The organism is Klebsiella sp. CN_Kp088, from assembly GCF_040064335.1.
Taxonomy (GTDB): domain Bacteria; phylum Pseudomonadota; class Gammaproteobacteria; order Enterobacterales; family Enterobacteriaceae; genus Klebsiella; species Klebsiella aerogenes.
This window is the reverse complement of record NZ_JBEAIQ010000016.1, coordinates 192,192-207,016: the sequence shown is the minus strand read 5'-3', so window position 1 is coordinate 207,016 and position 14,825 is coordinate 192,192. Positions and strand designations below refer to the sequence as shown.

11 protein-coding genes are annotated in these 14,825 nt (G+C 54.1%); 2 read left to right on the top strand and 9 right to left on the bottom strand.

The genetic code is table 11. From position 1 onward, the window contains the following. Positions 1 to 35 precede the first annotated feature (35 nt). From ABLV08_RS07620 to serC, 9 genes are all read right to left on the bottom strand, one after another. Entirely contained in the window at positions 36 to 1,265 is a 1,230-nt protein-coding gene (locus ABLV08_RS07620) for a winged helix-turn-helix domain-containing protein (protein WP_348855704.1), read from the bottom strand. A 54-nt stretch (positions 1,266 to 1,319) separates the two neighbouring features. Beyond that, positions 1,320 to 2,300 carry a tetraacyldisaccharide 4'-kinase gene (gene lpxK, locus ABLV08_RS07615; RefSeq protein ID WP_032714164.1) on the bottom strand — a complete coding sequence of 327 codons (981 nt, stop codon included), beginning with the start codon at positions 2,298 to 2,300 and terminating at the stop codon, positions 1,320 to 1,322. Further along, entirely contained in the window at positions 2,297 to 4,045 is a 1,749-nt protein-coding gene (msbA, locus tag ABLV08_RS07610) for a lipid A ABC transporter ATP-binding protein/permease MsbA (RefSeq protein ID WP_319840653.1), read from the bottom strand. Before msbA ends, lpxK begins: the two co-directional genes overlap by 4 nt. A gap of 45 nt (positions 4,046 to 4,090) precedes the next feature. Further along, positions 4,091 to 6,346 (bottom strand): ComEC family protein, encoded by a 2,256-nt coding sequence (locus ABLV08_RS07605; protein WP_320895667.1) that lies wholly within the window; start codon positions 6,344 to 6,346, stop codon positions 4,091 to 4,093. 205 nt (positions 6,347 to 6,551) lie between these two features. Beyond that, positions 6,552 to 6,839 carry an integration host factor subunit beta gene (ihfB, locus tag ABLV08_RS07600; protein WP_004100704.1) on the bottom strand — a complete coding sequence of 96 codons (288 nt, stop codon included), beginning with the start codon at positions 6,837 to 6,839 and terminating at the stop codon, positions 6,552 to 6,554. A gap of 150 nt (positions 6,840 to 6,989) precedes the next feature. Beyond that, positions 6,990 to 8,663, bottom strand: a complete 1,674-nt coding sequence (gene rpsA, locus ABLV08_RS07595; RefSeq protein WP_015367470.1) for a 30S ribosomal protein S1 — start codon at positions 8,661 to 8,663, stop codon at positions 6,990 to 6,992. 137 nt (positions 8,664 to 8,800) lie between these two features. After that, a complete protein-coding gene (gene cmk / locus ABLV08_RS07590) occupies positions 8,801 to 9,484 on the bottom strand; it encodes a (d)CMP kinase (RefSeq protein ID WP_015367471.1) in 684 nt (227 codons plus the stop codon). A 193-nt stretch (positions 9,485 to 9,677) separates the two neighbouring features. Next, positions 9,678 to 10,961: a 3-phosphoshikimate 1-carboxyvinyltransferase gene (gene aroA, locus ABLV08_RS07585; protein ID WP_320895671.1), complete on the bottom strand. Its 1,284-nt coding sequence runs from the start codon at positions 10,959 to 10,961 to the stop codon at positions 9,678 to 9,680. A 75-nt stretch (positions 10,962 to 11,036) separates the two neighbouring features. Then, the gene (serC, locus tag ABLV08_RS07580; RefSeq protein WP_020079259.1) at positions 11,037 to 12,125 is read right to left on the bottom strand and encodes a 3-phosphoserine/phosphohydroxythreonine transaminase; all 1,089 of its coding nucleotides are present in this window, start codon (positions 12,123 to 12,125) and stop codon (positions 11,037 to 11,039) included. 445 nt (positions 12,126 to 12,570) lie between these two features. Between serC and ABLV08_RS07575 the strand changes: the two genes are divergently transcribed. Beyond that, complete coding sequence (locus ABLV08_RS07575) at positions 12,571 to 12,798, top strand: hypothetical protein (RefSeq protein WP_045375643.1); 228 nt, start codon at positions 12,571 to 12,573, stop codon at positions 12,796 to 12,798. A 137-nt stretch (positions 12,799 to 12,935) separates the two neighbouring features. Then, positions 12,936 to 14,696, top strand: coding sequence for a 30S ribosomal protein S12 methylthiotransferase accessory factor YcaO (gene ycaO / locus ABLV08_RS07570; protein WP_015367476.1), 1,761 nt, complete (start codon positions 12,936 to 12,938; stop codon positions 14,694 to 14,696). Positions 14,697 to 14,825 lie beyond the last annotated feature (129 nt).

Below are 14,825 nucleotides of genomic sequence, written 5' to 3'. Positions count from 1 at the left end.
TGGCAGCAGCATATCACAGGATGGTAGCCCGCGTATCACGCGGCATCAACACCCCAACCTTGCCGCTGGTTAGCAAATAGCGCCGCGGGTAACTGGCGCAGCACAACCTCTTCTGCCCCTTGCCAGCGCGCAAAATCATTAATTGCTCGCTGGAGTCCGCTCTCCAGCCTGGCAGTCACTTTAACCCCCTCTTCCAGCCACAGCGAAAAGATCTCCAGCACGCCGCCCTTACGGTGCAACTTGCTGTCCATCCTGCCAACCAGTTTGCCCTGATGCAGCAACGGTAGTACAAAGTAGCCGTATTGCCGTTTCGGCGCTGGGGTATAACATTCCAGCCGATAGCTGAAGTTGAATAACTGCTCGGCGCGTTTACGGTCCCAGACTACCGGATCAAACGGCGAGAGCACGGCGCTGTGGCTGGCGGTTAACTTACCGCCGGATGCCGATTCCAGCACAGCTTGCAGATCGCGGTGCAGCCACATCTCACCCAGTTCCTCAACCATCACCGGCACCACCAGCCCCTCATCCTGCCAGCCCTTCAGCAGCGCCGGTAATGCAGGCTGGCGTAGACGATAATAATCGGCCAGCCACTGTGGACGAAAAACGCCCAGGCTGCGCGCGCTGTTACGTAGCATAATAGACTCGGCCTCCTGGCGGGAGAGCGCGTCGCGCTCGTCATCCCAGTGCGGCATCGCCCGATGGGTTAAATCATAGACGCGATGAAAGTTACGCCGCTCAACGACCATCAGTTTGCCGGCGGTGAACAACCCTTCCAGATGACGTTTATGTGGTTTCCACTCCCACCAGCCGCTGGCGCCTTTACGTGGATGGGAAAAATCCGCCGAGCGAACCGGGCCATTTTGCGCAATATGCTCCAGCAACTCTTCTATGCTCGCGGCATGCTCGAGCATCCACTCTTTATGGTATTTCCAGCCCATCTTGTCGGGATTCAACATCCGGTGGCGCACGAGGGCGAAATCGCTGCGTGGCAAAAAACAGGCTTCATGCGCCCAGTATTCCATCAGTTCGCCGCTACGCAAGGAATCATCCAGCCAGTGCTGCGGATAGCTACCAAGGCGGCTAAACAGCACCAGATAAGGGCTACGGGCGACCACGTTGATCGTATCGATTTGCAGCAGCGACATCTGCTGGATGGTGGAAAGGATGTCAGTCTGGCGAGCGCGACGTCGGGGCTTTTTCAGTAACCCCTGCGCCGCAAGATGAAGATGGCGAGCCTCTTTTAGCGATAGTTGCAATACCGACATGCAGGTTCTCCGTAGGGGATTCAAGCACAGCGGCGAGCAAAGCCAGCACGCAGGTTAACGTTGCGCCAGCGTCACTAAGTCCGCGAGCAACCGCTGTGCGCGATCATCGGTCATTATGGCGTCAACCGGCAGATACCACCAGTTAGCGGCGGCGAATTCACGGCATTTTACCGCGTCTTTCTCGGTCATCAACAACGTCTGCGACGGGGTTACCAATGCGGCGACTGCGCTTTGACTCAGCGCCTGATGATCCGCCAGCGCCACGGTTTTCACCGGCCGCACGCCGCAGTTTTCTAGCGTCGCGAAAAAGCGCGGCGGATGGCCAATACCGGCCATCGCTACTACGTTATCGAGGGTCGCAACATCGCGACGCTCGCCGGTAAGCAGGTTCACCGCCATGCCGGGACGCAACTGCATCGGAATTTCACCCGGGCGGGCGACCCCGCCGTTGACGATAACGGCATCGACACTTTGCAAACGGGATGCGCGCTCGCGCATCGGCCCGGCCGGCAGCCACCAGCCGTTGCCAAAGCGGCGTACACCGTCAATCACGACAATTTCTACATCCCGCGCCAGCTTATAGTGCTGCAGACCGTCATCGGTAACAATAATTTGCAAATCGTGGGCGGCCAATAACGCTTTTACCGCGTCGCTGCGTAGCGGAGAAACCGCTACCGGCGCGCCGGTACGCTGATGAATCAACACCGGTTCATCGCCCGCCTGCGCCGTACTGGTCGCGTCATCCAGAACCAACGGATAGCTGTCGGCTTTGCCGCCGTAACCGCGAGACACCACGCCGACGCGAATGCCTCGCTGCTGTAGTTGCTCCACCAACCACACTACCACCGGCGTTTTACCGTTGCCGCCGGCGGTCAAATTACCGACTACGACAACCGGCACCGGCGCGCGCCAGGCTTTTTTCCACCCCAGCTTATAGCTGAGGCGAATGAAAGCGCTCACCAGGCCATACAGCCAGGAGAGCGGCAGCAATAGCCGCCATAGCGGCGATTCGCCGGACCAGATGCGCGCTATCATTGACCGAATTGCATCTTATGTAGCTGCGCGTAAACGCCTTTATGCTCCAGCAGCTCCAGATGGCCACCGCGCTCAACGATACGCCCATCTTCCACAACCACGATTTCGTCAGCCTGCTCGATTGTCGACAGACGGTGGGCGATAACCAGTGATGTACGGTTTTTCTGCAGTTCATCCAGTGCCGCCTGAATCGCACGTTCCGACTCGGTATCCAGTGCCGAGGTGGCTTCATCGAGGATCAGGATAGGGCTGTTGCGCAGCAGCGCGCGCGCAATAGCGATACGCTGACGTTGACCGCCGGAGAGCATGACGCCATTCTCGCCGATAATCGTGTCCAGGCCATTATCCATCTTGTTGATAAAGTCCATCGCATAGGCCATACGCGCCGCTTCTTCAATTTGCTCGCGGGTGTACTCTTCGGTACGCGCATAGGCGATGTTATTGGCGACGGTGTCATTGAACAGGTGCACGTTCTGCGAAACCAGCGCCACCTGGTCACGCAACGAGCTCAGTTTGTACTCGCGCAGATCGTGGCCATCCAGCAGAATTTGCCCCTCGTCAACATCATAAAAACGGGTAATCAGGCTGGCAATGGTGGATTTACCTGAGCCGGAACGCCCTACCAGCGCTACGGTTTTTCCCTCCGGAATGCTCAGATTAATGTTACGCAGCGCGGCAACTTCGCGACCAGGATAGCTAAAGGTGACGTTGTGGAATTCCAGGTTACCTTTGGCGCGCTCAATCACGCGCGTGCCTTCATCTTTCTCCTGCTCGGAATCCAGAATGGAGAACAGCGTCTGACATGCCGCCATCCCACGCTGGAACTGCGCGTTGACGTTAGTCAGGGATTTAAGCGGACGCATTAGCGCAATCATCGAAGAAAAGACCACGGTGATGGTACCGGCGGTCAGGGTTTCCATGACGCTTGGGAAGCTCGCCGCATAAAGCACAAAGGCCAGAGCCAGAGAGGCAATCAGTTGAATGACCGGGTCGGAGATAGAGGACGCGGAGACCATTTTCATCCCCTGCAGGCGCATCTTATTACTGACCTTGTCAAAACGCTTGGTTTCAACGGCCTGGCCGCCGAACATCAGCACTTCTTTATGCCCTTTGAGCATCTGTTCAGCACTGGTGGTCACCTGCCCCATGGTGTTCTGCATATTCTTACTGATATTACGAAAACGCTTCGAAACCACCCGAATCGCGACTGACACAATCGGCGCCAGCACGATAAGAATCAGCGACAATTGCCAGCTGTAATAGAACATCATGGCGAACAGGCCAATAATTGAGGCCCCTTCACGCACTACGGTTATCAACGCGCTGGAGGAAGATGAAGCAACCTGTTCGGAGTCGTAAGTGATACGCGACAGCAACGTCCCGGTGGACTGTTTGTCGAAGAAGGCGACGGGCATGCCCATCATATGACCGAACAGGCGGCGACGCATCGTCATTACCACTTTGCCGGAAACCCAGGAGATACAGTAGCTCGAGATATAGCTACTGATGCCGCGAAGCACCATCAAACCGATCACCACCAGCGGCATCCATAACAGCACTGAGCGATCCGTTTTACCAAAACCATCATCCAATAACGGTTTAAGAAGCGATAACATGAAGGTATCACTTGCCGCGTTAAGCACCAACGCCACGGCCGCTACGATTAGCCCGGCTTTAAACGGCGCTATCATCGGCCAAAGTCGGCGGAAAGTCTGCCACGTGGAGAGATCTTTATCGTTCTGCATTCAATAAACCAGCTTATGTTGAAATAGCCGCATATTCTACCCGTTCTACGCCTCTGCGCCAAACCACTGATGATACCAACGAGGTAAAAGTTGATCCCGTAAGCTCTGGATTTGCCAACCATCTGGAGAAAAAATAAGCGTAATTTGCCCTGAGTGCGGAGTATCAAACCACAGATACCCCTGTTGGCGATAACGCTGCACGACCTTACTGGAAGGCATCTTCCAGGCATTGTACCGCGCTGCCGATGCGATGGCCGCCTCTCCTCCTACCCGCTGCAGTAATGTCAGACTGGATGATGTATTACTACCGTGGTGCGGAACCTGAATAAGTGTAGACGTAAGATGCTGCCAGTAATGACTCATCATTTTCTGTTCGGCCGGAATTTCGATATCACCGGTAAGTAAAACGCTGCGCTTGCCGTCATCGACCCTAACCACACAGGAACCATTGTTTCCTTTATGCTCACCCGCAGGCAACGGCCAAAGCGCCTGAAATCGAAGCCCTCGCCAGCGCCAGGTTTCTCCTCTGTGGCAGGGTAGATGTCCACGCAGCTTAAGCGGACTGCGAATCACGAGATGCGGCCACGCCTTAATGAGCGCATTCAGACCACCGCGATGATCAAGATGTTCGTGGCTCAGGATGACCCCTTCCGGATGGAGACCGCGCCAGCGCAACCAGGGCACGATGAGTCGCTGGCCGCTATCGCCTCCCGGCCAGGCGGGGCCGGTATCGTACAGCATTGCCGCCCCTTGACGCTCAATGACTATCGCTAACCCTTGTCCGACATCCAACATCGTCACTCTCCACTCGCCTGGCGTCGCGGTGCGCCAGAAGGGCCAACTGAGTAGCGCCACGCCGCTCATACAGAGTAACGGCATCTGACGCCAGGCCTGAAAACGCCATGCCAGGAGCGCCAGCCACGGTAGTACACTGATCGCCAACCATCGTTCGTCAAGCGATAACCATCCGGCAGGCAAATGGCGTAAGAACCAGAATAATATTGCCAGCAGACGATCGGCGAGTTGCCATAACGCCATTTCAAGCAACACCGGGCCGCTTAGATGCAGTAGCATCGCCGCTAAAATCAGCGGGACTATCAGAAATGTCACCAGCGGAACGGCAACCAGGTTTGCTATCAATGAAGTCAGGCTAATCCCATGAAAAAGCCCTATCTGCAGCGGCGCCAGCAGTAGCATCAGGCCGCATTGCAGGTGGCCCAGCGCCAACAGTTGCCGCCACGGTGAACGACAGCGGAGCCGGCGAAGCGGCGCAAGCTGATACCAGAAAATCAACGCAGCAACCGCAAACACCGATAACCACAGGCTTTCTGAAATCATCGCCAGCGGATCAGCCAACAGTATTGCCGCAATACAACAGCAAAAGATTTGCCACGGCGACCAACGCCTGGCCTGTAGCCTCAACAGACATCCTGCGCTTAAGGCCGCACAGGTACGCAGCGCCGGGGGTTGCATGCCGGTAAGCCAGGCGTAAAACAGCGCGCAGCCTAATCCGACAAGCAGCGGTATCCGCCAGCCTATCCAGCGGCACGGAAGAAAGAACTGTATTCCACGAACCAGCAACCAGCCAAGCGACGCCCCCAGCGCAATATGCAGGCCGGAGATAGCCATTAAATGGGAGGTTCCCGTCTCCTGCATTAATCTTTTTATCTCATCCGCAACTGCCAGGCGCTCCCCCATTCCCAGCCCCAGCATCACCGTTTTCCATGGATACTCAGCGAGTGTGCGGTTTAACGAGGCCAGATAGCGAGCCCGGAAGCTACAACGTGAATCAAGCGATGAGGCATTTAGAAAACGTCCGCTAAGCGGGCGATGCTGTGCAAGAGCGTAGCGCTGACTATCGAAGCCGCCCTCATTTAACTGCCCATGCACCGGACGAGCGCGGATGGTCATCAGCCAGCGCTGCCCAACGCAGCCTGCTTCAGGCAGTTCGCTGCCGTAGAGGGTAATCCCAACCGCAGGATATAAACGCCGACCCTCAAGACGAATTATCTTACCTTGCCAGCTCGACAGGCCATCACCGCCTACCAGCTCAATAATGGCCTGTCGGTTGCGTCCGGGAATATGCTCAGTGGGCCACAGCGCTTGCCGGGCATGTAATATTCCCCATACGAAAAATAGCAACGTCAATGCGGCATACGTTGTGCAAGGTTTGCGCAGCGTTGCAATGATTAGCGCAGCGCCAATCAAGCACCAGACGCTTAGCATATTCGGGAGCGCCGGTAGCCAAAGCAGCGGCGAAATTCCGATTATGGCGCAGCCTGCCAGATGTGGTAATCGCATAACACCTCCCTGTTATCGGGGAGTGTCAGACAATTCGCCACCGTGATCATGCATAAAAGAATGGCGTTGCGTCGCGCTATCCGGGAAATGTTGGCGCTTGCTATCAGGTAACAAAAGTTTTGCGAGCGGACGCGAAAAACAGACATAAAAAAAGCACCCTCAGGTGCTTTTTTATTAAGTAAGTCTTTGCCTGATGCGGAAAAACTTACTCTTCGTAAATATTGGCGCGGTCGCGTAGTTCTTTCCCGGGCTTAAAGTGAGGAACGTATTTACCTTCCAGTTCCACTTTATCGCCAGTCTTCGGGTTACGCCCGGTGCGAGGTGCTCGATAGTGCAGAGAGAAGCTGCCGAAACCGCGGATTTCAATGCGCTCACCTTGAGCAAGCGTTGAGGCCATATGCTCCAGCATTTCTTTAACAGCATCTTCCACCGCTTTCGCCGGGATATGAGATTGCTGGCTGGCAAGTCTTTCTATCAATTCTGACTTGGTCATTTTTCCTCCGGTTTCCTTTAAGGCAAAGTTAGCTTACAGCTTAAACAAGGGCGGCCGTAGCCGCCCTTTGTGCTTGATTACAGGACGAATCCTACAATCTGTCAAGTAAACTCGTCATTATTCAGGCCGTTGTGGCCTGAATAACTAAGATTACTCGCCTTTAGCTGCTTTGAAAGCTTCAGCCATTGCGTTGTTAGAGAAGTTTGCATCTTCCTGTTTGTTAACAGTTGCGATTGCATCTTTCTCGTCAGCTTCGTCTTTCGCACGAACAGACAGGCTGATTGCGCGGTTTTTACGATCAACGCCGGTGAATTTAGCTTCAACTTCGTCGCCAACGCTCAGAACCAGAGTTGCATCTTCAACGCGGTCACGGGATGCTTCAGAAGCACGCAGGTAACCTTCAACGCCGTCAGCCAGTTCTACGGTTGCGCCTTTAGCGTCAACTGCAGTTACTTTACCGGTTACGATAGCGCCTTTCTTGTTCAGAGCAACGTAGTTGTTGAACGGATCTTCCGCCAGCTGTTTAACGCCCAGGGAGATACGCTCACGTTCTGCGTCAACCTGCAGTACAACTGCAGCGATTTCGTCGCCTTTTTTGTATTCACGAACTGCTTCTTCGCCTGCAACGTTCCAGGAGATGTCAGACAGGTGAACCAGGCCGTCGATGCCGCCGTCCAGGCCGATGAAGATACCGAAGTCAGTGATAGACTTGATTTTACCTTCAACACGGTCGCCCTTGTTGTGGGTTTCCGCGAACTGCTGCCATGGGTTAGATTTGCACTGCTTCAGACCCAGGGAGATACGACGACGTTCTTCGTCGATATCCAGAACCATAACTTCCACTACATCGCCAACGTTAACAACTTTGGACGGGTGGATGTTTTTGTTGGTCCAATCCATTTCGGAAACGTGAACCAGGCCTTCAACGCCTTCTTCGATTTCAACGAAGCAGCCGTAGTCGGTCAGGTTGGTCACGCGACCGGTCAGTTTGGTACCTTCCGGATAACGCTTAGCGATAGCTACCCACGGATCTTCGCCCAGCTGTTTCAGGCCCAGGGATACACGGGTACGCTCGCGGTCGAACTTCAGCACTTTAACAGTGATTTCGTCGCCAACGTTTACGATTTCGCTCGGATGCTTAACGCGTTTCCAGGCCATATCGGTGATGTGCAGCAGGCCGTCAACGCCGCCCAGATCAACGAATGCACCGTAGTCAGTGAGGTTCTTAACGATACCTTTGACTTCCATGCCTTCCTGCAGGTTTTCCAGCAGCTGATCGCGCTCTGCGCTGTTTTCGGATTCGATAACGGCACGACGAGAAACAACGACGTTGTTACGTTTCTGGTCCAGCTTGATGACTTTGAATTCAAGCTCTTTGCCTTCCAGGTGCAGCGTGTCGCGCACCGGACGAACGTCTACCAGGGAACCCGGCAGGAACGCACGAATACCATTCAGCTCAACAGTGAAGCCACCTTTAACTTTGCCGTTGATAACACCGACTACAGTTTCAGCGTCTTCGTAAGCTTTTTCCAGCGTGATCCAAGCTTCGTGACGTTTAGCTTTCTCACGGGACAGCAGGGTTTCACCGAAGCCGTCTTCTACTGCATCCAGAGCAACGTCAACTTCGTCACCAACCTGGATTTCCAGCTCGCCCTGGGCGTTTTTGAACTGCTCAGCCGGGATGGCGGACTCAGATTTCAGACCAGCGTCAACCAGTACGATATCTTTGTCGATAGCAACAACAACACCACGAACGATGGAACCCGGGCGGGTTTCGATTTCTTTTAAGGATTCTTCAAATAGTTGAGCAAAAGATTCAGTCATGTTTAATCTTCAGGTTTCATATTTAACGTCCACCTGGCTCCGTGCCGGATGGGGTTGTTTAACATACCCGCTAACACTCCGTTGCTGCGGGGGTACTGCTATAATTCGGAGGCCTGCGACGCTTTGCCAGTTAACGGTTAAGCGATAGCCAGTTTTTCGCGCGCATATTGTAGCGCTTTTTCAATTACTTGCTCAATGCTTAGTTCAGTGGAATCGAGAACTAATGCATCAGCGGCCGGGACAAGCGGCGCCACAGCACGATTACGATCGCGATCGTCACGCTCTTTTATCTCGGACAAAAGACGTTCAAAGTTAACACTAAAACCCTTCTCCTGCAACTGTAGCAGGCGGCGCTGGGCACGTTCTTCCGCCGACGCATCAAGGAAAATTTTAACCGGCGCATCCGGGAACACGACGGTGCCCATATCGCGGCCGTCGGCAATCAGGCCAGGCAGTTCGCGGAAGGCGCGTTGACGGCGCAGCAGCGCTTCACGTACACGTGGGAAAGCCGCGACCTTAGAGGCGGTATTGGCCACTTCCTGGGTACGGATCTCTGCGCTGACATCCTCGCCTTCCAGCACCACTTCCAGGTTGCCGTCAGTAGAAATAAAACGCACATCGAGATGAGCTGCCAGCGGAACCAGCGCCTCTTCTGACTCGACGTCTACGTGATGATGTAAGGCTGCCAGCGCAAGAACGCGGTAAATGGCCCCGGAATCCAGCAGATGCCAGCCAAGCGCTTCCGCCATTGCCTTGCACAACGTGCCCTTACCCGCACCGCCAGGTCCATCAATGGTGATTACCGGAACATTTGCCGTCATCTTTTTCTCCTTCAGCAAGGCGCATGAATATAAACGCCGCGCATTATACGCATCAATGCGCCAGAAAGTGAGCATTGCGTGCAAATTACGGAATAGAAGAAATTAAATGTAGAAGAATTGCGCAATTATAGCGGGCTGGCAGAATACCAGCCCGCAAGATGACAAAGCTTTACCTTAAAGGACAGAACAGACTTTACGCGAGGGTACTAATTCGCGCCAACTGCTCGAAATAATCCGGGAACGTTTTCGCCGTGCATTTCGGATCAAGGATAGTGACCGGTGTCGCCGATAAGGCCACCAGCGAGAAGCACATCGCCATGCGGTGATCGTTGTAAGTACCGATTTCAGCAAATTTCAGCGTCTCAGGCGGCGTAATACGAATATAATCTTCGCCCTCTTCTACTTCGGCGCCCACTTTACGCAGTTCAGTGGCCATCGCGAACAGGCGGTCGGTCTCTTTCACCCGCCAGTTGTAAATATTGCGCAGCACCGTGGTGCCTTTCGCGAATAGCGCCGCAGTGGCGATGGTCATTGCAGCATCCGGGATATGGTTCATATCCATATCGACAGCATTCAGCTCACCGCGGGTACAGGCGATGAAATCGTCGCCCCAGGTAATTGTCGCGCCCATTTTTTCCAGCACATCGGCAAAGCGAATGTCGCCCTGAACGCTATTGCGGCCAATCCCGGTCACTTTTACCGTACCGCCTTTAATCGCGCCGGCAGCAAGGAAATACGAGGCTGAAGAGGCATCACCTTCCACCAGATAGTCGCCCGGCGACTGATACTGTTGCTTGCCGCGTACGACAAAGCGCTGGTAGTTGTGGTTTTCAACGTCAACGCCAAAGGTTTTCATCAGGTGCAGCGTGATGTCGATGTAAGGTTTGGACACCAGGTCGCCTTTAATCGCGATCGTCGTGTCCTGCGGCGCCAGCGGCGCAGTCATCAGTAAAGCGGTAAGGAACTGGCTGGAGACGCTGCCATCGACTTCCACCTGGCCGCCGTTGAAACCGCCGCGCAGGCGCAGAGGCGGATAGTTTTCCTGCTCCAGATACTCAATTTGCGCGTCCCCCTGGCGTAAAGCATCGACCAGGTGGCCTATCGGTCGCTCTTTCATCCGCGGCTCCCCGGTCAGCACAATATCGTTGTCGCCGAGGCACAACGCCGCCGCCAGTGGGCGCATCGCCGTACCAGCATTACCGAGAAACAACTCCAGCGCGCCGCTGGCCTGAAGCGGACCGCCGTTGCCGGTGACTTCACAGCGAGTACGATCGGCGGACAGGGTATAGTGAACTCCCAGGGCGTTAAGCGCATTAAGCATGTGGCGAACATCATCGCTGTCCAGCAAATTGGTCAGCACGGTGGTGCCGTGGGCTAATGCCGCCAGCAGCAAAGCGCGGTTAGAGACACTTTTTGACCCGGGTAGGTTTACGGTGCCATCAACGCGCGCAATGGGTTGTAACGTCAGGGATTCCATGAAACTCGACTCTCAAAAAAACAGAATAAAAACCCCGCAGACCGGCCGCGGGGATGAAAATAAAGCGCTCAGCAATTAGCCGCGACGACGTTCGAAGTCCTGCATAAAGTCGGTGAGCGCCTTGACGCCGGCCAGCGGCATCGCATTGTAGATAGAAGCACGCATACCGCCCACCACGCGGTGGCCCTTCAGCGCATGCAGACCAGCCGCAAAAGATTCTTCAAGGAACAGTTTGTCCAGCGCGCTATCCGCCAGTTGGAACGGCACGTTCATCCGCGAGCGGTTGGCCGCGGCAACATCGTTACGATAGAAATCGCTATTATCAATCACGCCATACAGCAATTCAGCCTTCTGCTGATTGATTTTATCCATCGCAGCGACGCCGCCCTGCTCTTTCAGCCATTTAAATACCAGCCCCGCCAGATACCAGGCGAAGGTCGGCGGCGTGTTGAACATTGAATCATTGGCGTTCAGCACGGTGTAATCAAGGATCGATGGACAGGCAACGCTGGCTTTACCCAGCAGATCTTCACGCACGATAACCAGCGTTAACCCTGCCGGGCCGATATTCTTCTGCGCGCCAGCGTAAATCACGCCATAGCGGCTGACGTCAATTTCATGCGACAAAATACTGGAGGAATAATCCGCGGTAACGACCACATCATCGCCAAAGTTTGGCGTTTCGTGGATAGCGATACCGTCAATGGTTTCATTTGGACAGAAGTGCAGGTAAGCCGCGCCCGGCGTCAACTGCCATTCGCTCATCGGTTTAACGGCTCGCAGGCCGTCAACGGTGGTTTTCGCATCAATAACGTTTGGCGTGCAGTATTTTTGCGCTTCTTTCACCGCACTTGCCGCCCAGTAGCCAGCATCCACATAATCTGCTGTCGTTTTGTCACCCAGCAGATTTAACGGGATCCCGGCAAACTGGCCGCGACCGCCGCCATGACAGAACAACACTTTATAGTTGGAAGGGATGTTGAGCAGATCGCGGAAATCCTGTTCTGCCGTTTCAGCCACCTGGATAAACTCCTTACCACGATGGCTGATTTCCATTACCGACGTCCCCAGTCCGTGCCAGTCGCACAGTTCCTGTTGCGCCAGTTTGAGAACTTCTGCCGGCAGCATTGCCGGGCCCGAACTAAAGTTATAGACCTGAGCCATTTCCCCTCACCACGTTGCTATATTGTCTGCACGCGAACCGTCGCGGGCATAAGTTATTCCTGTGGCTATCGGTTTTATCATTCAGTGACACACACCGCAACGAGTAAAACTCGCCACCCCGAAAACGAGCCCGCCATCACACAAAAGAATTGACCATCTTGACGTCATTAAACCGACATAATCGCTGCAAGCAGATCGCTTTTGCCTCTCTTTCCGCCATCCATTCCGGATTTGGACTGAGGCATAAATAATTATCATCTACATTCACAGGAATCGATCTCGCCATCGTGCAATCCGTCAACTCATTTAATACTTGAATATTATCTTAATTCTTCATGAATTATGTTTCTGCGCGAGCTCTGCCATTTACCGCCGCATTTCCAGATCATTAAAATTTTTATACCAGCCGATGGAGACTGGTATTAATCACTTTAAAGGAATAGTTATGCGTGAATTAACCTGTAACGAAATGTCTGATGTTAGCGGCGGCTTTGGCCTGTTATCCATTCCGGCAGCCATTGGTTTGCTGGTCAGCATCCCGACGATTGTCATCGGCGCGATTACCGGCCCCTTTACGCTGGGAGCTGGCTTCGCGGTGATGGCGGCAGGCATCGTTGGCACCAGCCTTGCCGGCGCGGCCATGATCGTTAGTATTTGTACACCAGTACTGTAACTCGTGATGGCATGTGGAGTTTCTCCGCATGCCATTTACCGCTCTTCTCTTTTTATCCGTTAGCGCGGCGAACGACATAGCCACTTACCTACAAAACCCGTATCATTGCCCATCCTGCCAACAATAAACGAATTGCTATGACCCAGACATTTATCCCCGGCAAAGATGCCGCCCTGGAAGATTCCATCGCTCGCTTCCAGCAGAAACTGCTCGACCTCGGATTTGATATTGAAGAGGCCTCGTGGCTGAACCCGGTTCCACATGTGTGGTCCGTTCACATTCGCGATAAAGAGTGTGCGCTGTGCTTTACCAATGGTAAAGGCGCGACTAAAAAGGCGGCGCTGGCATCCGCGCTGGGCGAATATTTTGAACGTCTGTCCACCAACTACTTCTTTGCGGACTTCTGGTTAGGCGAAACCATCGCTAACGGTCCATTTGTTCATTATCCGAACGAAAAGTGGTTCCCGCTGACTGAAGACGATGAAGTACCGGAAGGCCTGCTGGATGCCCGCCTGCGCGCCTTTTACGATCCGGACGATCAGTTGACTGCCAGTATGCTCGTAGACCTGCAATCCGGTAATGACGAGCGCGGCGTTTGCGGCCTGCCGTTTACCCGTCAATCCGACGGCGAAACTGTTTATATTCCGATGAATATCGTCGGCAACCTGTATGTCTCCAACGGCATGTCAGCGGGCAATACCCCGAATGAAGCGCGCGTACAGGGCTTGTCTGAAGTCTTTGAGCGTCACATTAAAAACCGCATCATAGCAGAGAGCATCAGCCTGCCGGAGATCCCGGCTGAGGTAATGGCGCGCTATCCGGGCGTCGTTGAATCTATCGCTAAACTTGAAGCTGAAGGTTTCCCGATCTTCGCTTACGATGGCTCATTGGGCGGCAAATACCCGGTTATTTGCGTGGTTCTGTTTAACCCGGCTAACGGCACCTGCTTCGCCTCTTTCGGCGCCCATCCGGATTTCGGCGTGGCGCTGGAGCGTACCGTCACCGAACTGCTACAGGGCCGCAGCCTGAAAGACCTCGACGTCTTTACCCCGCCGACTTTTGATGACGAAGAAGTCGCCGAGCACGCCAACCTGGAAACTCACTTCATTGATTCCAGCGGCCTGATCTCCTGGGATATGTTCAAACAGGATGCCGACTATCCGTTTGTAGACTGGAATTTCTCCGGCACGACTGAAGAAGAGTTCGCCACCCTGATGGCTATCTTCAAAGCAGAAGATAAAGAAGTCTATATCGCCGACTACGAACATCTGAGCGTCTATGCCTGCCGAATCATCGTTCCAGGGATGTCCGATATTTATCCGGCGGAAGACCTGTGGCTTGCAAACAACAGCATGGGCGCGCATCTGCGCGACACTATTCTCTCCCTGCCGGGTAGCGAGTGGGAAAAAGAAGATTATCTGGCGCTTATTGAGCAAATGGACGACGAAGGTCTTGATGACTTCACGCGCGTACGCGAGCTGTTAGGACTGGCAACCGGCAAAGACAACGGCTGGTATACCCTGCGCATCGGTGAGCTCAAAGCGATGCTGGCGTTGGCCGGCGGCGACCTGGATCAGGCGTTGATTTGGACGGAGTGGACCATGGAATTCAATGCCTCCATCTTCAGCCCTGAGCGCGCCAACTATTATCGTTGCCTGCAAACGTTGCTGCTGCTTAGCCAGGAAGAAGAACGCCAGCCGCTACAGTATCTGAATGCCTTCATCCGTATGTATGGCGCGGATGCAGTAGAAGCCGCGAGCGCCGCTCTGAGCGGCGAAGCGCCGTTCTATGGCCTGCAGGCGGTCGATAGCGATCTGCACGCTTTCCCGGCGCATCAATCTTTACTGAAGGCCTACGAAAAGCTACAACGTGCAAAAGCGGCCTTCTGGGCCAAATAACCCTTTATAGGTAAAAAATAACGTACGGAGCCGACAGCGGCTCCGTTTTCTTATGATTTGTGCCAAAACCATGCCATTTTGTAGCCCATGAGTTAACTTTAAGTAAAAAACAATATTTGGTGATATTTA